Origin of the sequence: Tenacibaculum sp. L6 (assembly GCF_028823685.1) — a bacterium.
Lineage (GTDB): Bacteria > Bacteroidota > Bacteroidia > Flavobacteriales > Flavobacteriaceae > Polaribacter.
Genome location: NZ_JAPEHZ010000038.1, coordinates 1 through 20,766, shown reverse-complemented (window position 1 = coordinate 20,766; position 20,766 = coordinate 1). Strand labels below are relative to the sequence as shown.

General features: G+C 33.3%; 15 protein-coding genes and 1 riboswitch. Of the genes, 4 read left to right on the top strand and 11 right to left on the bottom strand.

Going from position 1 to position 20,766, the window contains the following annotated elements; translation table 11 throughout:
• A partial coding sequence (locus tag OU788_RS08370; RefSeq protein ID WP_274634756.1) for a methylmalonyl-CoA mutase family protein occupies positions 1 to 2,881 on the top strand: 2,881 nt, incomplete at its 5' end.
• Positions 2,882 to 2,934: 53 nt separating this feature from the next.
• Here OU788_RS08370 and OU788_RS08365 read toward each other — a convergent pair.
• The 3 genes from OU788_RS08365 to OU788_RS08355 all read right to left on the bottom strand — a co-directional run bounded on the left by OU788_RS08365 (position 2,935) and on the right by OU788_RS08355 (position 8,990).
• On the bottom strand, positions 2,935 to 3,651 hold the full coding sequence (locus OU788_RS08365) for a hypothetical protein (RefSeq protein ID WP_274634755.1): 717 nt from the start codon (positions 3,649 to 3,651) through the stop codon (positions 2,935 to 2,937).
• Between the two features lie 6 nt (positions 3,652 to 3,657).
• Positions 3,658 to 5,763 carry a DNA helicase RecQ gene (recQ, locus tag OU788_RS08360; RefSeq protein ID WP_446751480.1) on the bottom strand — a complete coding sequence of 702 codons (2,106 nt, stop codon included), beginning with the start codon at positions 5,761 to 5,763 and terminating at the stop codon, positions 3,658 to 3,660.
• A gap of 68 nt (positions 5,764 to 5,831) precedes the next feature.
• Positions 5,832 to 8,990 (bottom strand): S41 family peptidase, encoded by a 3,159-nt coding sequence (locus OU788_RS08355; RefSeq protein WP_274634754.1) that lies wholly within the window; start codon positions 8,988 to 8,990, stop codon positions 5,832 to 5,834.
• Between the two features lie 116 nt (positions 8,991 to 9,106).
• Between OU788_RS08355 and OU788_RS08350 the strand changes: the two genes are divergently transcribed.
• The gene (locus tag OU788_RS08350) at positions 9,107 to 9,739 is read left to right on the top strand and encodes a TonB-dependent receptor plug domain-containing protein (RefSeq protein WP_274634753.1); all 633 of its coding nucleotides are present in this window, start codon (positions 9,107 to 9,109) and stop codon (positions 9,737 to 9,739) included.
• Here OU788_RS08350 and trpA read toward each other — a convergent pair.
• The 8 genes from trpA to OU788_RS08310 form a co-directional block, all read right to left on the bottom strand.
• A complete protein-coding gene (gene trpA / locus OU788_RS08345; protein ID WP_274634752.1) occupies positions 9,729 to 10,493 on the bottom strand; it encodes a tryptophan synthase subunit alpha in 765 nt (254 codons plus the stop codon). The two genes, OU788_RS08350 and trpA, sit on opposite strands and share 11 nt — an antisense overlap.
• Before the next feature lie 63 nt (positions 10,494 to 10,556).
• Positions 10,557 to 11,732 (bottom strand): tryptophan synthase subunit beta, encoded by a 1,176-nt coding sequence (trpB, locus tag OU788_RS08340; protein WP_274634751.1) that lies wholly within the window; start codon positions 11,730 to 11,732, stop codon positions 10,557 to 10,559.
• A 4-nt stretch (positions 11,733 to 11,736) separates the two neighbouring features.
• Positions 11,737 to 12,411 carry a phosphoribosylanthranilate isomerase gene (locus tag OU788_RS08335; protein WP_274634750.1) on the bottom strand — a complete coding sequence of 225 codons (675 nt, stop codon included), beginning with the start codon at positions 12,409 to 12,411 and terminating at the stop codon, positions 11,737 to 11,739.
• Positions 12,412 to 12,542: 131 nt separating this feature from the next.
• A complete protein-coding gene (gene trpC / locus OU788_RS08330; protein WP_274634749.1) occupies positions 12,543 to 13,331 on the bottom strand; it encodes an indole-3-glycerol phosphate synthase TrpC in 789 nt (262 codons plus the stop codon).
• 33 nt (positions 13,332 to 13,364) lie between these two features.
• Positions 13,365 to 14,357, bottom strand: coding sequence for an anthranilate phosphoribosyltransferase (gene trpD, locus OU788_RS08325; RefSeq protein ID WP_274634748.1), 993 nt, complete (start codon positions 14,355 to 14,357; stop codon positions 13,365 to 13,367).
• 10 nt (positions 14,358 to 14,367) lie between these two features.
• Positions 14,368 to 14,961, bottom strand: coding sequence for an anthranilate synthase component II (locus OU788_RS08320; protein WP_274634747.1), 594 nt, complete (start codon positions 14,959 to 14,961; stop codon positions 14,368 to 14,370).
• Between the two features lies 1 nt (position 14,962).
• On the bottom strand, positions 14,963 to 16,306 hold the full coding sequence (locus OU788_RS08315; RefSeq protein ID WP_446751481.1) for an anthranilate synthase component I family protein: 1,344 nt from the start codon (positions 16,304 to 16,306) through the stop codon (positions 14,963 to 14,965).
• Positions 16,307 to 16,658: 352 nt separating this feature from the next.
• Positions 16,659 to 17,726 carry a hypothetical protein gene (locus OU788_RS08310; RefSeq protein WP_274634745.1) on the bottom strand — a complete coding sequence of 356 codons (1,068 nt, stop codon included), beginning with the start codon at positions 17,724 to 17,726 and terminating at the stop codon, positions 16,659 to 16,661.
• Between the two features lie 105 nt (positions 17,727 to 17,831).
• Positions 17,832 to 18,029: riboswitch (cobalamin riboswitch) on the bottom strand.
• A 251-nt stretch (positions 18,030 to 18,280) separates the two neighbouring features.
• On the opposite strand from OU788_RS08310, the gene asnB reads away from it, so the two are divergent.
• Positions 18,281 to 19,942, top strand: a complete 1,662-nt coding sequence (gene asnB / locus OU788_RS08305) for an asparagine synthase B (RefSeq protein WP_274634744.1) — start codon at positions 18,281 to 18,283, stop codon at positions 19,940 to 19,942.
• Between the two features lie 238 nt (positions 19,943 to 20,180).
• On the top strand, positions 20,181 to 20,708 hold the full coding sequence (locus tag OU788_RS08300; protein WP_274634743.1) for a hypothetical protein: 528 nt from the start codon (positions 20,181 to 20,183) through the stop codon (positions 20,706 to 20,708).
• The last annotated feature ends 58 nt before the right edge of the window (positions 20,709 to 20,766 follow it).

Sequence of the window (20,766 nt, the reverse complement as noted above, 5' to 3'; positions counted from 1 at the left end):
TTCCCCTTCGGGGAAAACGGGAAAAGGGGCTGTTCTAGGAATTACTGGTACTGGTGGTGCTGGTAAATCGAGTTTAGTTGACGAATTAGTTCGTCGTTTCTTAATTGATTTTCCAAACAAAACTATCGGATTAATTTCTGTTGATCCTTCTAAAAGAAAAACAGGTGGTGCTTTGTTAGGTGACCGTATTCGTATGAATGCTATTAACAATGAACGTGTATACATGCGTTCATTAGCTACACGTCAGTCAAACTTAGCGTTATCTAAATACGTAAACGAAGCGGTAGAAGTTTTAAAAGCTGCGGAGTTTGACTTAATCATTTTAGAGACTTCTGGTATTGGACAATCAGATACAGAGATTATCGAACATTCTGATACTTCTTTGTATGTAATGACTCCCGAATTTGGTGCTGCAACACAGTTAGAAAAAATCGACATGCTTGATTTTGCTGACTTAGTAGCCATTAACAAATTTGATAAAAGAGGAGCTTTAGATGCTTTACGCGATGTAAAAAAACAATACATGCGTAACAACAATTTATGGGATGTTCATATGGATGACATGCCTGTTTTTGGAACCATTGCATCTCAATTTAACGACCCAGGAATGAATTCGCTATACAAAGCGATTATGGATAAATTGGTTGAAAAAACTGGAGCTGATTTACAATCTACTTTTGAAATTACAAAAGAAATGTCTGAAAAGATATTTGTAATTCCACCAAGTAGAACACGTTATTTATCTGAAATTTCAGAAAACAACCGCGCTTACGACAAAAAAGTTGATGAGCAAGAAAAAGTAGCTCAGAAATTATACGGAATCTATCAAACCATCTTATCTGTCATTCCGAACGAAGTGACGGAACCTTTCCTTACTAAAAACGGAATTGACCAAGATGAAATTCAGAAACAAGTTCAGGAGGAAGAACAACCATTTGTAAAGTTATTATTTGCTCAATTTGATAAAGTAAAACTAAATCTTGACCCACATAACTGGGAAATCATTTTAAACTGGCAAGAGAAAGTAAAAAAATACAAAGATCCTATTTACTCGTTTAAAGTACGTGATAAGGAAATTAAAATAGAAACGCATACAGAATCACTTTCACATACTCAAATTCCGAAAGTAGCGCTACCTAAATACCAAGCTTGGGGTGATTTATTACGTTGGAACTTACAAGAGAATGTTCCAGGAGAGTTTCCTTATGCATCAGGATTATACCCATTTAAACGTACAGGAGAAGATCCTACACGTATGTTTGCGGGTGAAGGTGGACCTGAACGTACCAACCGTCGTTTCCACTATGTAAGTTTAGGTATGCCTGCTAAGCGTTTATCTACTGCATTTGACTCGGTTACGTTATACGGTAACGACCCAGGACACAGACCTGATATTTACGGTAAAATTGGAAATGCTGGTGTATCTATTTGTTGTTTAGACGATGCTAAAAAATTATACTCTGGTTTCGATTTAAGTCATGCAATGACTTCGGTTTCTATGACTATTAATGGTCCTGCTCCTATGTTATTAGGATTCTTTATGAATGCAGCAATTGATCAGAATTGTGAAAAATACATCAAAGAGCACAAACTAGAGAAAAAGGTTGAAGCAAAACTTAAAGAATTATACGACGACAAAGGAATTGACAGACCAAAATACAACGGTGATTTACCAGAAGGTAATGACGGATTAGGTTTGTTATTACTAGGTGTTACAGGTGATCAAATTTTACCTGCGGATGTATACGCTGAAATCAAAGCAAATACTTTAGCACAAGTACGTGGTACGGTTCAAGCAGACATCTTAAAAGAAGACCAAGCACAAAACACGTGTATTTTCTCTACGGAATTTGCATTACGTTTAATGGGAGATGTACAAGAGTATTTTATTGATAAAAATGTTCGTAATTTCTATTCAGTTTCAATCTCTGGATATCATATTGCAGAAGCTGGTGCGAATCCGATTACACAGTTAGCGTTAACTTTAGCAAATGGATTTACCTACGTAGAATACTACTTATCAAGAGGAATGGATATTAATAAGTTTGGACCAAACTTATCGTTCTTCTTCTCAAATGGTATTGATCCTGAATATGCGGTGATTGGTCGTGTAGCTCGTAAAATTTGGGCAAAGGCCTTAAAGTATAAGTACGCAGCAAACCCTAGAGCTCAAATGTTAAAATATCATATTCAAACTTCTGGACGTTCATTACACGCTCAAGAAATTGATTTTAATGATATCCGTACAACTTTACAGGCATTATATGCGATTTACGATAACTGTAACTCGTTACATACAAATGCTTACGACGAAGCAATTACAACACCTACAGAAGAATCTGTACGTCGTGCGATGGCAATTCAGTTAATCATCAATAAAGAATTAGGATTGGCTAAAAACGAAAACCCAATTCAAGGTTCATTTATTATTGAAGAATTAACTGATTTAGTAGAGGAAGCTGTATTGGCTGAATTTGACAGAATTACGGAACGTGGTGGTGTTTTAGGAGCTATGGAAACCATGTATCAACGTTCTAAAATTCAAGAAGAAAGTTTATACTACGAAACCTTAAAACACACTGGTGAATTCCCTATTATTGGTGTAAATACATTCTTAAGTTCTAAAGGCTCTCCAACGGTTACTCCACAAGAAGTTATTCGTGCTACGGAGGAAGAAAAACAATTCCAAATCAAGACTAAAGAGAACCTGAATGAAGCTAACAAAGAGAAAGTAGCTCAAGAATTAGCTATCATTCAAGAAGCTGCCATTCAAAATGAAAATATTTTTGAAAAATTAATGGATGCTACTAAAGTTTGTTCTTTAGGACAAATTACTTCAGCATTATTTGAAGTTGGAGGTCAATACAGACGAAATATGTAGCAAACAATGTTTGCAGATAAGCAAAATAAAGCTCTTAGAAATTTCTAAGAGCTTTATTTTTTTGTTCTAGTTCGTTTACGGAGTTTAAAAATCCTATCATCATAATAAGCTTTCAGTTCATCAACAAATGACAGCGGGTTTTTATAGGTTGTTAAAACTTTATAGGTATAACTATATAACAAATCGGTTAGTTGTTTTTCTAAACGCTCAATCTCCTTTTTTAAATACGTAGCATTGCTAGTTGTTTTCTTAACTAACGAAATGTCTTTACTAAAATTCATTGTGGTATTACCTCCAAAAATGTGTGCATGAAAAGCCTCTAACTCTTCAAAGCTTCCGTTTTGATATATTTCAATCAATTTTGTTGTTGTTTCTAATGCTTTTTGTTGCTCATTTTCTTGCATCGAAAATTTATCAGGATGCACATACAACATTGCTTCTTTATATAATCTTTTCTTCTCTTTTTGATTTGTTTTTTCTGCTACTTCTTTTTTTGAAACAGGCACAATACCTATTGGTTCTTTGTAGTTTTTTCCTTTTCGCTTTTGTGCCAACCTTTTCTCTTTTTTAGCTTTCTTTTGCTCTTTATATAAAATGGTTAACTCTCGCTCTTCTATTAATAAATCAGCAATTGCATTTCGTAACGATTGTTCAAAAGGAAATAGCTTGATTTCTACTTCTTCAATCTTACCTTTTAATACTTCAATCTTCTCTTGTAAGTTTAAAATAGCGTCTGAATCAGCATCAATAGGAAAAAGGTTCTCATTCATAATACACTATCTTTTCCTTTGTAAAATGGTCAACCCTACTCGTATTTTTTCATACGGGACTTTTTCTCCTAAAAACTCAAAATAGGGTTTTAAGGCCGTTTCATTTTTTAGTACTTTTTTAGCATTAGCCACTAGCGCTAAAACATCAGCTTCTATGAATTCATCTAAACTCACATCTTTCCCTTCTAAATACAATTTAGATAAATGAGAAAAAATGGTGGTAGGTTTTAATCCGCGATTTTCAGCGATTTCATCAACGGTTAATCCTTCTTTATACAACTTAAAGGTTTCTAAAGTAGTATCCTTTTTAGTTCGTTTCTTTTCGTTTAAAAACGTTTTAATCTCTTCCATAAACTCACCCCCATAAACTTCTAATTTTCGTTGTCCAACTCCACTTATTGCCAAAAATTCTTCGTCAGATTGTGGCCTTTCTCTTTCTATTTCTTTAAGTGTAGCATCATTAAACACCAAATAGGCAGCTATATCTTCTTCTTGAGCAATTCGATAACGAAGTTTTCGTAAACGCTCAAACAAGGTATCTTTAACAGCTTTCTTTCTTTTCTCTTTTACTGCTTCTTTTACCTCCTTTTGAAACTCTACAGGAGTGGTTAACTGTACTTTTTCCCCATCAAAAAGTACTTTATTTGAAAAATCAGTAAGTTGCAAACTATTATTCAAATGAAAGGCGATTTGGCAATACCCTTGATTCGTTAACTGAATTAAATAATGTTGCCAATCTCTCCAAGAAACATCATTACCTACCCCATAAGTTTTCAACTTATCATAATTTTTATCTAAGACTGCTGCATTTTTAGCTCCTCTTAACACATCAATCACCGTTCCCATTGCTTCTTTTTCTTGTAATCGATAAATGGCTGACAGCCCTTTTTGTGCAATAATTGTTCCATCGAAAAATTGTGGTGGATTCTCACACACATCGCAATTTCCGCAGTTCTCTTCTATTAATTCTCCAAAATAACTCAGTAATATTTTTCTTCGGCAAACGGTGGCTTCAGCAAATTGCTTCATGCGTTCTAATTTTGCCTCTTGAACTTCTTTATTTCCCGTGTTCTCTATAAACTGACGCAACTGAATAACATCTGCATAACTATGAAACAGTAAGGCTTTCGCCGGTAATCCATCACGACCTGAACGTCCTATTTCTTGATAATATCCCTCAATATTTTTAGGCATATTATAGTGAATTACCCAACGAACATTCGATTTGTCAATTCCCATTCCAAAAGCAATGGTGGCACAAATTACCTCGCAATCGTCTTTTATAAAGTCCTCTTGAGTTTTAGCTCTTTCTTCAAATGATAATCCTGCATGATACGCTTTAGCATCAATATTGTTTTGTTGTAATTTACTAGCTAATTGTTCCGTGGCTTTTCTACTCAAACAATAAATTATCCCTGCTTCATTAGGTCTTTTCTTAATAAATTGAATGATTTGCTGTACTCTATCGTTTGCAGGACGCACTTCTAAAGCAATATTTTCTCTATTAAAAGAACTTATAAATTGTGTAGCATTGGGGATTGCTAATTGCTCTAAAATATCTTGTTGAGTTGCTTTATCAGCAGTTGCTGTTAACGCCACAATAGGAACTTCAGGTAATGATTTTTTTAAAAATGCTAATTGTTTATAAGAAGGACGAAAATCGTGTCCCCAAGCAGAAATACAATGTGCTTCATCAACAGCAATACAGCTTATATACGTTTGATTTAACACATTTTGAAGTAATGATAAACTTTCGGGAGCAACGTATAGTAGTTTTATGCTTTTTGAAGCTATCGCATCAAATACTTGTTGTTGCTCTTCTGTTGATTGACTACTATTGAAAAAAGTTGCAGAAATCCCGTTTGCTTTCAAGCTATCTACTTGATCTTTCATCAAAGCAATTAATGGAGAAATAACCAACGTAACTCCTTCAGAAAATAATGCTGGTAATTGGTAACAAATAGATTTTCCTCCACCTGTTGGCATAATAACCAAGGTATCTTTTTTTGCTAAAATATTTTCAATAATAGCCTGTTGCTCTAAACGAAAACTATCGTATCCAAAATTTACTTTTAATTTTTCTAACAATTCTTGTTCTGTAATCTGCATCATTTTGCAAAAATAGGAATAAAAAAAGCGCAGAGTTTAAACTCTGCGCTTGATCTTATTTTTTGTTCTTATTACTTAATGTCTTGTAATAATACCTCAACTGCTTTCTTTAATTGAGCATCTTCACCTCTATCTTTCCATCCTGGTGCGTTTTTCACTAAATAATCAGGAGTTGCTGGTGCTTCATTTTCCATGTTTCCTCCTGTTTTCTTTACAAACCATGCTCTAAAAGGCATACGAACGCTTCCGTTAGCTAATCGCTTACTTCCTGTAGATACAACAGCTCCAAAAGTTGGTTGACCAACTAATTTCCCTAATCCTAAACTTTTGAATGCATGTGAGAAAATTTCAGCATTAGAATAACTATTTTCGTTACATAATGCTACCACTGGCTTAGTATTTACCGATAAAACAGCACGTTCGTTAAACGGGTAGTGATCTGCAAATTTCTTATGATTCTTCAAGCTATTTACCGCACCTCTTGGAACTGTGTACGCATGTTGATCTACATTTAACACCGCCATCAATCTATCAGTAGTCCATCCACCACCATTGTAACGCACATCGATTACGATTCCTTTTTTACCATAACCACTAGCTTTTAATTCACGTTCAAAACGCTCAAAACTTGGCATGTTCATCCCTTGAATATGAATATATCCTAATTGACCGTTAGAGTATTCATCTACTAATTTCTTTCTTGAATTTACCCATTCTTCATATTGTAAATTTCTAAGAGATCTTTCTGGACGCAATACAACTTCTTTTCCTCCAGCTAAGCTTAACAATATCTCTTTTGATTGCGTGTTTTTTAATAAGCTGTAAAAATTAGTATTCTTTCCAATCTCTTGACCATTAACAGCAGTAATAACATCACCTACTTTCAATTTACTGTTAGATTTATCGGCTACTGAATTTGGTAATACATATAGTATTTTCACTCCTTTTTTGGTGTTTTCAACCTCTAGCCCTAATACTCCTACTCTATCACTTTCGTTTCTTGGAGCACTTCCTCTATACCCCATGTGACTTGCGTTTAACTGCCCTAAAAGTAAGTTAAACATATAGGTATAATCTTCATGGGTAGTTGCTGATAATACCCAAGGCTTGTACTTTTTCACTAAAGCATTCCAATTGTATCCGTGGAATTCAGGATCGTAAAAACCAGCTGTTAAAGCACGTATTCCTTCTTCAAAAACTTGTTGATTTAACTTTTCAATATCTACAGTATAAGTTGCGCTATGAGGAAGGTTTGTTATTTTATCTGATTTAGTGTCTAACTGAGCTAATTTTCCTCTTGAAGTAAAGTAAACTTTCCCTTTATTGTCTGAGAAGTTACCTGCATTAATTACTCCTTTTACTAGTTGAGGCTTGCTTCCATCCCATTTCACCTTATACGTACTTCTCTTTTGTGTTGCAGGATCAGTAGCTGAGAAATAAATAAACTCACTATCTGCACTAAACACAGGACTATACTCATTATCTTGTAAAGAAGTAACTTGAACTAAACGATCATAAATTTTATCTTCATCAATTTTTACTTCTACTTTTTTCTTGGCTTTTTTATCCTTTTTATCTTTTGAATCTTCTTCTTTTTTCTCAGGATAATACGCTCCTTCTTCACGATCTAACTTTGTTTTTTCCCAGTCAGATTTTTCCAACCAAACCATCCATACATCATAGTTGATTCCGCTTCTGTTTGATAAGAACGCTAATTTTTTACCATCTGCACTCCAAATAGGATTACGATCACTTCTTGGATGCATTGATACATTCATTTTTATTGCTGGATTTGCTATCGACTGAATAAAAATTTCACTATCAAAATTCAAATCTTCTTGAGAATACGCTATGTATTTACTATCTGGACTCCATGAAACACCTTCAGTTTCTGCCCAAGAATTAGAGTACTCTTTTGCATTCGTAATTTTTCCTTTTTTAATATCACCAATCATTAAAATACCTCTTCCTACTTGATAAGCGATCTTCTTTCCATCAGGAGAAACTAATGAATATTCAACATCTTCTTTACTGTTCGTTAATTTTGCTACTTTAGTTTTTAAACTACGGTGTAATCCGACTAAAGTATCTGTTGACACAGCGCTAAACAACTCAAAATTCCCGTCTCTATCCGAAGAAAACACTACTGTTTTGTTATCTAACCACTGTGGATTGATATCTCTATACGGATGCTTACTTACATTGTTTGAGTACTTTTTTTCTTTGTTGTTTTCTTTTACGAAAATTTCTCCATTAATTTCTAAAGCAATACTTTTTCCATCAGGAGAAATAGCATAATTACTTATTTCATTAGAAACTGTTTTTGTTTCTTCTTCTGCAAAACGATTATCTGAAATAATTTTTAAATCAATTTTTTCAGCTTTTCCGTTCTCTAATTTGTAGGTATCAACTCCACTTAAATATACAATAGTTCCGTTATTACTTACCGAAAAAGTACGAACACCGTCTTTAGTTTGTTTTGTTAATTGAGTTGCTATTCCGTTTGCTGTTCCGTTTGCAGAAACTGACTGTTTGTAAACATTATAACGCCCACTTTCAGCTCCTATATAATATAAATTACCTGAAGCATCCCAAGCTGGTGAATGATCATTTTTATTACTTGTAGTTATTTGATTGTATTGGTTTGTCTCCGTGTTGTAAATCCAAATATCACGTTGAGCTGACCCCGTATAATCTTCACGAGAAATACGACATGCTCCTTTAGTAAAAGCGATTAATTTCCCGTTAGGAGATACTCTCGCCATTTCTCCATAGGCTGTTAACAAACGACGAGGCGTTTCTCCTTTTTCATTTACCACATACATTTGTTTATCCCACTCTGGTCCTCTTAACACACGCCCTGTAGTAAAAACAACATCTCCTTCTTTTGTCCAATCCGTTGGTATGTTGGCTGTTGGATAATATGTTAATTGCTTTGGAACTCCTCCATTTACAGAAGTTATAAACACATTATCATTTCCTTTTCTATTAGAAGAAAATGCAATTTCTGTTCCTTTTTCATTCCATATAGGATCACTTTCATATCCTTTATGAATTGTTAGCCTCTTTGTTTGTTGGTTAGTAAAATTGTACAGCCAAATATCACCGTAATAACTAAATGCCATTTGAGAAGCGTCAGGGCTAATCGCTGGTTTACGTATTAATGTAGTTTGAGCTGACAAGAAATTCCCTGCTAAAAGTGCAAGTCCTAAAAATACTTTTTTTGTCATGTTGTTCGTTTTAAAAAAACCAAATTACTTGTTTAGGACTATAACTACATAAAAATTAGCAATTTCTTAACAATTACACTCTTTTTTTTATATCTTTATTGCAAAAAAAACATTCTATGAAAATAATAAAATATATCTTTTTAGTATTTACTTTAATTATTTGTAACCAATCTTTTTCTCAAGAACAAAAAGAAATTCACATAATAGTGAAAGGAGAAGACAATAATCCTATATCAGATGCTATCATATTATTTGATAACATCAAACAAAAAGAAAGAACTAATTCAAAAGGAATTTTAATAATAACGACTAAAATTAAACCAAAAAAAATAACTGCTTTTTCACCTATTCATGGTATAAATACCATTAGTTATTATGACAAAAAATACAATAGAATTGTGTTAAAAAAATCAGGAGAAAACATCATCATTACAGAACAAAAACCTTCTAATGTTATAGCTGAACAGTCTTTATCTGCTTTTCAATACAAAAACATTTACGAATATATAAGAGGTCAAGTTCCTGGAGTGCGAGTTACTTCTGGCAACACAATAATTATTAGAGGAATTAACACTGTAAATGGTTCTGTTGAACCTTTATTTATAGTAAATAAAGCAGCTGTAAGCTTAGCCTCTTTTGCAAGTACAAACCCAGCTGACATTAAAAAAATAACTGTTTTAAAAGGCCCTGATGCTGCTATTTATGGTCTTAGAGGTGCTAATGGTGTAATTGAAGTTACTACTTATTAATAACTGAGTTTATAAAAGTTCTTATTTCTTTTCCTTTTTGTAAGCTTTTTATAAAAGATGATCCTATAATAGCTCCATTCATATAATTACAAGCTTTTGTAAAAGTTTTATTATCTGAAATACCAAAACCAACAATAAGTTTACTTTGTAAATTCATGGCTTGGATTCTTTTAAAATAGGCTATTTGTTCTTCGGAAACTTCTCCTTTCGCACCTGTAATAGACGCTGAAGCAACCACATAAATAAATGCTTTGGTTAAGCTGTCAATTTTACGGATACGCTCTTCGGAAGTATGTGGCGTGATTAAAAATACATTTGTAATTCCGTATTTTTCAAACAACTGCTGATAGTGATTTTCATATTCTACCATTGGTAAATCTGGAATAATTACCGTATCAATTCCGCAATCTTTTACTTTTTGACAAAACTGATCTTCACCATATTTTATAATTTGATTTACATATCCCATTAACACCAAAGGAGTGTTGTTTGTACTTTTAATAGAAGATAACTGTTCAAAAACTACATCGAGATTCATCCCATTTCTTAGGGCTATATCACTACTATGCTGAATGGTTGGTCCATCAGCTAACGGATCAGAATACGGTAAACCTACTTCAATAAAATCTACTCCATTATTACTTAATTCGGCAATGATTTTTGTAGTATCTTCTAATTTTGGAAAACCTGCGGTAAAGAAAATAGACAACAAATTATTTTCTTTTTGATTGAATATGTTTTGAATTGAATTCATTGTTTTCTGTGTTGTTTAAATCTAAATTTATATGAGTTTTCTCACTTCGTTCGGAATGACAGGTTACTCTAAATACTTAATATACGTTTCTAAATCTTTATCACCTCTACCTGACAAATTCACGACAACTACTTGATCTTTCTGTAAATCCATTTTTGGTAATACCGCCAAGGCATGTGCACTTTCTAAAGCAGGAATAATTCCTTCTATTTTTGTCAATTCATAAGCAGCATCTAGTGCTTCTTTATCCGTAGCATTCATAAATTTTGCTCTTTTCGTTTCATGCAAATAGGCATGCAAGGGTCCAACTCCTGGATAATCCAAACCTGCGGAAATAGAATAAGGTTCTACGATTTGCCCATATTCATCTTGCATTAAAATCGTTTTACTTCCGTGGATTACCCCTACTTCTCCTAATTGAGAAGTTGCCGCGCTTTCACCTGAATCTACTCCTAATCCTGCTGCTTCAACCGCAATCAATTCAACTTCTTCATCATCTAAATAATGATAAAAAGCACCTGCCGCATTACTTCCTCCACCTACACAGGCTATAATGGTATCAGGATTTTCTTTGCCTGTTTGTTCTTTCAACTGCACTTTCATTTCTTCTGAAATAACCGCTTGTAAACGTGCTACCATATCTGGATATGGATGTGGGCCTACCACAGAACCAATTAAATAATAGGTGTCTGGATGCTGAATCCAATAACGAATTGCTTCATTCGTAGCATCCTTCAGTGTTTTACTACCACTAGTAGCAGGCACTACTTTTGCTCCTAACATTTTCATACGAGCTACATTTGGTGCTTGGCGTTTAATATCGGTTTCTCCCATAAAAACAACACACTCTAAATCCATTAAAGCACAAACCGTTGCTGTGGCCACACCATGCTGTCCTGCACCTGTTTCAGCAATAATTTTGGTTTTCCCTAAATGTTTTGCTATCAAAATCTGACCAATTGTATTGTTTACCTTATGCGCTCCTGTATGATTTAAATCCTCTCGCTTTAAATAAATAGTAGCTCCGTATTTCTCTGACAATCTCTTTGCTAAATACAATGGACTTGGACGCCCTACATAATGCTTCAACAAATCTTTGTATGCTGTTTGAAACTCCTCTGATTCTATAATTTGTATATAATTATCTTCTAATTCTTTTACGTTTGGGTATAACAATTCTGGAATAAATGCTCCTCCAAATTGCCCATAATAACCGTTATTGTCTGGTTGAAATTTCATATGATTAGCTTTTAGCTATAAGTTCTTGGCAAAATGCCTTAAACTTCTGTAATTTTTCTACTGATTTTACTCCTAGTTTTGTCTCAAACTTGCTATTTACATCAATGGCGTAACAATATTGAGATGCTTCTCTTTTAAAAAACGATTGCAATTCGTCTATTTCTTCTAAACCTATTCCTCCACTTAAAAAGTAAGGTTTTGTTGAATTATAATTTTTTAAAATCCCCCAATTAAACACTTCTCCATTTCCTCCTCGTTCTTTTCCTTTTGTGTCAAACAAAAAATAATCTACCACTTCTTCATAAGGTTTTAAGGCTTCAAAGTTGAACTCATCTTTGATACCAAACACCTTAATGATTTCTACATCATTCCTAACTTGTCTCGGATTCTTCTTATGAGAAGCTGAATCAAGTTCAGCTTGACGTAGCCCTTCTTTTAGTTTCTTGATATACTCAACAGTTTCATCTCCATGTAGCTGAACTGCATCTAGTTTATATTCTTCAATCAATGAAACTACTATTTCTACATACTCATTAACAAAAACACCAACTTTCTTAATTTCTTTTGGTAAGTCAGGAATAATTCCTTCAAAATTTCTTGGTGATTTTTCATAGAAAATAAACCCTAAATAATCAGGTTGTAATTCAGCCACTTGCTGAATATTTTCTGTGAACTTCATTCCACAAACTTTAAGCCCCCGAGCCCCCGAAGGGGGACACTGTAGATCCTTATACTTATCTCCTAACTTAGTTTTCATTATATTTTGTTTTTATTTATACTCCCTCCCTTTGGGAGGGTTGGGGTGGGCTTTTATCGTATTTGATTAATAAACTCTTGACATGCTTGTCCTGGGTTTTCTGTCTTCATAAAGTTTTCCCCAATTAAAAAACCTTGAAAATCGTATTCTTTTAACCCTGTTATTATTCTTGGATTAGAAATTCCACTTTCAGAAACTTTTATCGCACTTGTAGGAATTTGACTTGCCAACGCTATTGAGTTTTCTAAATCCACCTCAAATGTTTTTAGGTTACGATTATTGATTCCTATAATCTTGTTGTCTAAACTCCCTATCTTATCCAAATCCTCTTGGGTATGCACTTCATACAAGACTTCCAATCCTAAATCATGAGCTAATTGTCCGTAGTTTTTTAATTCTTGTGCTGTTAAACAAGTGGCTATTAATAAAATTACATCAGCACCAATAGCTTTGGCTTCAACAATTTGGAATCCATCAACAATAAAATCTTTTCTTAAAATAGGTTTCTGCTCATTAATCGTTCTTGCTTCCATCAAATCTGCCATGGTACCTCCAAAAAATGAGGTATCTGTTAAAATCGATAATGCTGCAACGTTAGCATCTAAATATCCTTCAACAACCTCAGAAACCGTTACTTTATCGTTGATAATTCCCTTAGAAGGTGATTGACGTTTAAATTCTGCTATAATTCCTGTTGAATACGGATCTAACAATGATTTTTTTAGTGAAATTGGCTGTCTTTTAAAATTCGGACTTTCCACTAATTTTTTAACTGGAACCTCAGCTTTTATTTTTGCTACTTCCCTTTTTTTAAATTCAGTGATTTTATCTAGTATTGTCATCTCAATTATAAATTATGATTTTTTAATTATGAATTAGTTATTCGTAATTAAAGAATGTAAACATTCTTTTGCTTTTAACCCTAACAACGAATCTTTTGCCTCTTCAAAAGCAGTTTCAAAGCTCTTATGTTTATCAATAGTTTTTAAGGCAAAGGCAGCATTTGTCAACACAACATTGTTCTGTGCTTCTGTTCCTTTTCCATTTATAATATTTACAAATATTTCGGCAGCTTCTTTCACTGTATTCCCACCAAAAATATCGGATGGAGCAATTTGCTTTTGACCTAAATCAGATGGAGAAACTTGCTGTTCTGCTTCTTTTGTGAATAATTTGAAATCTCCTGTTAGCGAAATTTCATCATATCCATCTAATGCATGTACTACTCCATAATTTGTATTGGATTGTTGCAACATATAATTATACACTCTAGCCACTTCTAAATTAAACACACCTACCAATTGATTTTGGGGTTGACTCGGGTTTACCAAAGGACCTAGCATATTAAAAAATGTTTTGACCCCTAATTCTCTACGGATGGGAGCCACTACCTTCATAGCTGGATGAAATAACGGAGCGTGTAAAAAACAAATGTTTGCTTCGTCCAACTGTCGTTTCAACGTTGACTCATCGTTTGTAAAATTATATCCTAAAAACTCTAACATATTAGACGATCCCGATGCAGAAGAAACTCCATAATTCCCATGTTTTGCTGCTTTATTCCCTGTTCCTGCAACAATAAATGAAGTTAATGTTGAAATATTAAAGGTATTTTTTCCATCACCTCCTGTTCCACACAAATCAATGGTATTAAAATCAGATAAATCTACTTTAATCGCTAACTCCAACAAAGCTTCTCTAAATCCTGATAATTCATCAACTGAAACCGGACGCATTAAAAACACGGTAATAAATGCAGCTATTTGTGAAGCATTGTATTTTTCTTGTGCGATGTTTATCAATACTTCTTTCGATTGTTCTTTAGTCAATCGTTTTTGTTCAAATAGGGTGTTTAGTATTTTTTTCATGTCAATGGCTTTAAGCTTTTGGCTTTTGGCTTTCGGCAAAAGCAATAAAATTCTGAAGCATCTTTTTTCCATCTGGAGTTAAAATGCTTTCTGGATGAAACTGTACTGCTTCAATGGCAAACTCTTTATGACGTAGTGCCATAATTCCTCCATCTTCATCAATTACTGTCACCTCTAATTCCTCTGGAAAATTAATATGAGAAGCAATCCATGAATGGTAACGAGCTGCTTCAAATGTTTCTGGAATATCTTTAAAGGTAACTGTATCACTCTTGGTTACTTTCATTTCTGTAGCAACTCCGTGAAAAACCTCATTTAAATTTTCTAGCTCGCCTCCAAAAACTTCAGTAATTGCTTGCAAACCCAAACACACTCCAAAAATTGGAATTTTACCAGCATACGTTTTTATGGTTTCTTTTAAAATACCTGCTTCATCAGGAATCCCTGGTCCTGGTGAAAGAATAATAGCATCATAATTTTTAATTTCTTCTACAGAAATTTCATCATTACGATATACATCAGGTAACTTTCCTGTGATATCTTCTACATAATGTACCAGATTGTAGGTAAATGAGTCGTAATTATCTAAAATTAGTATATCCATCTTATATGTTTTCTGCTAACACTAATGCTTTTTTTAATGCTGCTAATTTGTTATTTACTTCTTGTAATTCGTTTTCTTCTTTCGAATTAATTACAATTCCTGCTCCTGCTTGATAAAACAAGGTATTATTTTTACTCACAAAAGAACGAATCGCAATGGCTTGATTTACATTTCCGTTCAACCCTATAAAACCAACACATCCTCCATAAAATCCACGAGTTTGATTTTCATAGGTATCAATCAATTCCATGGCTTTGTATTTTGGAGCACCACTTAATGTTCCTGCCGGAAAGGTATCTCCTACAATTTCTATCGGATTTCCTGTAATTTTACCTGTTACTGTGGATACCAAGTGAATTACATGACTAAAATACTGCACTTCTTTATAGGTTTCAACGGTTACATTAGTAGCGTGCTTGCTTAGATCATTTCTTGCTAAATCAACCAACATTACATGTTCTGCATTTTCCTTTGGATCATTAGCCAACTCTTTCGCTAGCTTTCTATCTTTCTCATCATCTCCTGTTCTTCTGAAAGTTCCTGCTATAGGGTTGATTACTGCTTGACCTTCATCGATCTTAATTTGTGCTTCTGGCGAAGAACCCATCAACTTAAAACTTCCATAATCAAAATAAAATAAATATGGAGAAGGATTTATAGAGCGTAATGCTCTGTACACATTAAATTCATCCCCTTTAAATTGCTGCTGAAATTGACGTGATAATACCAACTGAAAAACATCTCCTCTCTTGCAGTGTTCTTTTGCTTTTACTACATTTTGCTTAAATTCTTCATCTGTAATGTTAGAAGTTTCTTCTCCTTGAAAAGTAAAATCATATTGAGCAAACGATTGAGAATTCACCAAGTTTTCTACTTCAGACAATCTAGACTCTTCTCCTTCTGGTATGTTTTCTATCAAAATCATTTCATTTTTAAAATGATTAATAGCCACAATAAATCGGAAAAAACTGTATTGTAATAATGGGATATTAGAAGGCGATTTTTTTGAGTTAAACTTTATGGTTTCAAAATATTGAACCGCATCAAAAGTGGTGTACCCATACAGTCCGTTGAATGATTTGATTTCTTCTGAACAATCTACTTCAATCAAATTACTGTATACATCAAACTTTTCATAAAAATCTCTTTGTATAGATTCTCTTTTCTTTTCTTCTTTTTTATAAAACAACAACAGTTCATCATTTTCTGCCTTAATTGTAACCAAAGGTTCTATACATAAAAATGAATAGCTATTTTCTTTACTGTGATAATCTGAACTTTCTAACAGCAAACTATTTGCATACTTATCTCTTGTTCTTAAGTACAAACTTACTGGCGTAACCATATCTGCCAATTGTTTTTTAGAAACTGTTGTAAACTTAAGCCCCCTTTTTATTCCCCCTAAGGGGGAAAATGATTCGTTTATATTTTTATCTTTTTGATTATTCATTGTTTGTTTTTTTTACTTCTCCTTCCCTTTGGGAAGGTTGGGTTGGGCTAAAAAAAAAGGCTTATCATGAGATAAGCCTTTTCGTTGTATTATAGATATAACAAGATGGTCTCACTAACGTAAGTTATGAGTTTTCCACCACCAGTTATTTAATTGTTGATTCATCATTATGATGCAAATGTATAAAGTGATTTTGAATTGACAAATTTTTTTAGATTAAAAAAATTAGCCCGTAACAAAAAGTAAATTAGTTAATTGAAAAATCTTCTTTAGAAAAGAATATATCTATAGGTGAATTTCCTACTCCTTTTACCGTTTTAAAAACAGAAGCTTCTTCGTTATAAATTACTAACACACTTTTATCTGTATCAAAAAAATCTTCTGCTCCTAAAACATATATTTTTCCTGTTGTAGGATGCTCTCTTACGATGGTAGTAAGCATCACTCCATCCATCATCGGGTTTACAAACTCTGTTGCTTCTTTACTCTCTGTATTAAACCGATGAATTGAACCTGTATTCACCTCAACCCAATAAATAGTATTACTTGAAGAGTTCATTGTAAGCATGCTTGTTTTATACAAATTAACCCCATCTAGAGTAACTGTTTCTGCTACAGAATAATCATTAGCAAGACTTACAAATTGTGCTTTTTCTCCTACTCTTTTTTCAGTTCCAACCCAAATTTGGTTGTTCTTATCTTTTAAAATTCCTGAAATAACATCTTTAAATGTTACTGCTGTTTTTAATGACCTATCTTTAAGGTTTAATACTTTCAACTCTTTATCGTCAGCAATTAACATATTTTCACCATCTACTAAAAGTCCCGACTTAGAAAACAATACCTTATCTGAAATTCCTTCTATTTTATCTTTTATGCCTTCATTTATATTGAAAAATGACAAACTGTATGTTTTGCTTCTTCCACTTCCAGCAGTTGAAATCATTAACCCTTCAGTTTCAGAAAACATTGTTAAATACGAAGGATCAGTAACTGCGGAAGTTGTTACTACTTTTTCTACAGCTAAATTTTGCAAATCAAATTTTGTAACAAAATCAGGACCTGATTGTGATACTGTAAATAGTTTGCTTTCATATTCTGAAAAAGAAATTGTGTTTTTATTTAACGATTCATACACATTAGGTGTATAAATCTGATCTTCATCTAAGTGCCCAATTACTGTTCCTTCACCTTCATAACCTACAATAAAAGAATTATCATAAATTGGAGTTGGTTCATGTTCTGTTGAATCACTTGAACAAGAAAAAAATGTCATAAATAGACATAACAATGCAATACTGTATATACGTATCATCTTTATAATTAATTTAAAATTTCAGAAAATAAAAACACTTCCAAACATTAAACTTTTTAAATGCTTGTGTGTATTATTGTTCATCCTCTTAATCCCGAAAGGACAACAACAAATAAAATTTTGGCAGGTCTCCTGACTAACATCTTATTACTACCTTCCCGTAAAAAAACAGTGGTGTAAGAAATAATAAGTATCTACTTAAAATAGACGTAGCTTACAGTTGCGGGTACAGTTTAGGATTTTCACCTAATTCCCTTTTAATTTTCTTTTCTTCAAAGAAAAACCGCGGCAAATATATTTTAGTCCAAGTAAAGAATCATAAACTTTAACAATAATAATCTGTGTGTCTCTTACCTCTTCAACCTAACTTTATACACATCAACCTTTTGCTAAAAAAATCAAGCAACAATAACTTTTATCTTAAAAAACAATTACAAATAACCCTTTTTTTTTAGTTTTAAGTTTAAAATTAAAACTTAAAACAAAAATATCATTTACACAAAACAACATGATTAGTTTATTTGCATTGCAATAATTAATTAAAAACAGAAATTATGTGTGGAATTGTATGTGCGTTTGATTTAAAACAACCTTCAGATATATTAAGACCTCAAATTTTAGAAATGGCTAAGAAAGTTCGTCATAGAGGTCCAGATTGGAGTGGTATTTATAGTGATGAAAAAGCAATAATGGCTCACGAGCGACTAGCTATTGTTGATCCTGCTTCAGGACAACAACCTCTATTTAGTTACGACCGTAGATTTGTGTTAGCTGCTAACGGAGAAATATACAACCACAAAGAGATTAGAAAACAGTTAAAACAACATCATGAATTCTTAACACAATCTGATTGCGAAGTTATCTTAGCTTTATACAAAGAAAAAGGTGTTGAGTTTTTAGACGACCTAAACGGAATTTTCGGTTTTGCAGTATACGACTCTATGACCGACGAGTATTTAGTAGCTCGTGATCATATGGGAATCATTCCTTTATATATGGGATGGGATAAACACGGGACTTTTTATGTTGCTTCTGAGCTTAAAGCTTTAGAGGGAGTTTGTAACAAAATTGAAGTTTTTCCTCCTGGACATTATTACACTCGTGAGGATGGATTACAAAGATGGTATTCTCGTGATTGGATGGAGTATGAAGCTGTTAAAGATAACCAAACATCTATTGACGAAGTACGTGATGCTTTAGAAGCTGCTGTTCACCGTCAATTAATGAGTGATGTACCTTACGGAGTTTTATTATCTGGAGGACTAGATTCTTCTATCACCTCAGCTATTGCTAAAAAATATGCTGCTAAACGTATAGAATCAGATGATAAAGATGCTGCATGGTATCCGCAACTACATTCATTTTCTGTGGGATTAGACGGATCTCCTGATTTGGCTGCAGCAAAAAAAGTTTCAGAACATATAGGTACTATTCATCATGAAATTACCTTTACCATTCAAGAAGGGTTGGATGCTATAAAAGATGTAATCTACAACTTAGAAACTTATGACATCACTACTGTTCGCGCTTCTACGCCTATGTATTTAATGGCTCGTGTAATTAAATCAATGGGAATAAAAATGGTCTTATCTGGTGAAGGCGCTGACGAACTTTTTGGAGGTTATTTATATTTTCACAAAGCACCAGATGCTGAAGAATTCCATAAAGAAACAGTACGAAAATTAGATAAGTTATATCAATACGATTGCTTACGTGCTAACAAAAGTTTAATGGCTTGGGGAATTGAAGGACGTGTTCCGTTCTTAGATAAAGAATTTATGGATGTTGCGATGCGTATTAACCCTGAAGACAAAATGATCAACGGAGAACGTATGGAAAAATGGGTATTACGTAAAGCTTTTGAAAGCTATTTACCAAAAGAAGTAGCTTGGAGACAAAAAGAGCAATTCTCTGACGGAGTTGGCTATAACTGGATTGATACCTTAAAACAAGTAGTTGAAACCGCTGTTACCGATGAAATGATGGAAAACGCCGCACACCGTTTCCCTACACAAACACCTAGAGCGAAAGAAGAATACTACTACCGCTCTATTTTCGAAGAGCATTTCCCTAGCGAAGCTGCTGCTTTAACGGTACCTTCAGTACCATCTATTGCATGTAGCACCCCTACAGCACTAGCTTGGGATGAAAGCTTTCAAAACCAAAACGAACCTTCAGGTAGAGCTATTAAAGCTGTACACGAAGACGCTTACTAAGAAATATCTTAGTTTAAATTTTAGTTGTGTAAAAATCTCGCTTAGGCGAGATTTTTCTTTTTACCATTCTTAACAGTTTGTTAAACCTTATTTTAAAACTTCCTCTTGAATCATTTTTAATAGTAAAATGAACAATTTTAATATTCCTATCTAAGCCTAGTCCTTAATTTTGTTACACCCTTAAATTAACCATTGCTCACACTCCTTAATTAATTATTTAACCATAAAACTTAGTACCATGAAAAAATTAGTATTTGGTTTACTTTTTCTAGGTCTTACCAGCCTAGTTTATTCCCAAAATGATGTTCAAAAGAACATTATTTTAGAACCCGTTACTATTAAACCTTTAAATTTAAGTTATCTTAAAGAAGTTCAACATGAAGACACACCTGAATTAGTTGTAAACTTACAAAACGAAGCAGCTAGGTATGACATTACAGAGTTACCTATATTCGACAGAGAGTTTGAGGCTTATGAAGTTATTTTTAAGACCAAAAAAGAAGGAGGAACCTCAGGGTTAATTACTGCTACTTATGATTCTAACGGAAAAATCATGAGTTCTATAGAGCGTTATAAAAACATTCTACTTCCAAAAACAGTTAGAGACGCTATTAACAACAAATATCCTGGATGGATTATACATAAAGACATATTTCTTGTTACCTACAGAGATGACAGGAAAGCTAAACAAGTCTTTAAAGTTCAAATAAGAAAAGATGGGGATAAGAAAAACTTAAAATTAGACTACGACGGAAACATCCACTAAACTAACAACTACTTAAACTTGACTTTACAAGGTAAAATTAAAAAAGCATTTGGTAGCA

What these genes read in the sequence shown, in the direction of transcription:
- OU788_RS08365 (WP_274634755.1), bottom strand. Translation starts at nt 3,651, where the DNA reads ATGAATGAGAACCTTTTTCCTATTGATGCTGATTCAGACGCTATTTTA.
- recQ (WP_446751480.1), bottom strand. Translation starts at nt 5,763, where the DNA reads ATGATGCAGATTACAGAACAAGAATTGTTAGAAAAATTAAAAGTAAAT.
- OU788_RS08355 (WP_274634754.1), bottom strand. Translation starts at nt 8,990, where the DNA reads ATGACAAAAAAAGTATTTTTAGGACTTGCACTTTTAGCAGGGAATTTC.
- OU788_RS08350 (WP_274634753.1), top strand. Translation starts at nt 9,107, where the DNA reads ATGAAAATAATAAAATATATCTTTTTAGTATTTACTTTAATTATTTGT.
- trpA (WP_274634752.1), bottom strand. Translation starts at nt 10,493, where the DNA reads ATGAATTCAATTCAAAACATATTCAATCAAAAAGAAAATAATTTGTTG.
- trpB (WP_274634751.1), bottom strand. Translation starts at nt 11,732, where the DNA reads ATGAAATTTCAACCAGACAATAACGGTTATTATGGGCAATTTGGAGGA.
- OU788_RS08335 (WP_274634750.1), bottom strand. Translation starts at nt 12,411, where the DNA reads ATGAAGTTCACAGAAAATATTCAGCAAGTGGCTGAATTACAACCTGAT.
- trpC (WP_274634749.1), bottom strand. Translation starts at nt 13,331, where the DNA reads ATGACAATACTAGATAAAATCACTGAATTTAAAAAAAGGGAAGTAGCA.
- trpD (WP_274634748.1), bottom strand. Translation starts at nt 14,357, where the DNA reads ATGAAAAAAATACTAAACACCCTATTTGAACAAAAACGATTGACTAAA.
- OU788_RS08320 (WP_274634747.1), bottom strand. Translation starts at nt 14,961, where the DNA reads ATGGATATACTAATTTTAGATAATTACGACTCATTTACCTACAATCTG.
- OU788_RS08315 (WP_446751481.1), bottom strand. Translation starts at nt 16,306, where the DNA reads ATGGTTACGCCAGTAAGTTTGTACTTAAGAACAAGAGATAAGTATGCA.
- OU788_RS08310 (WP_274634745.1), bottom strand. Translation starts at nt 17,726, where the DNA reads ATGATACGTATATACAGTATTGCATTGTTATGTCTATTTATGACATTT.
- asnB (WP_274634744.1), top strand. Translation starts at nt 18,281, where the DNA reads ATGTGTGGAATTGTATGTGCGTTTGATTTAAAACAACCTTCAGATATA.
- OU788_RS08300 (WP_274634743.1), top strand. Translation starts at nt 20,181, where the DNA reads ATGAAAAAATTAGTATTTGGTTTACTTTTTCTAGGTCTTACCAGCCTA.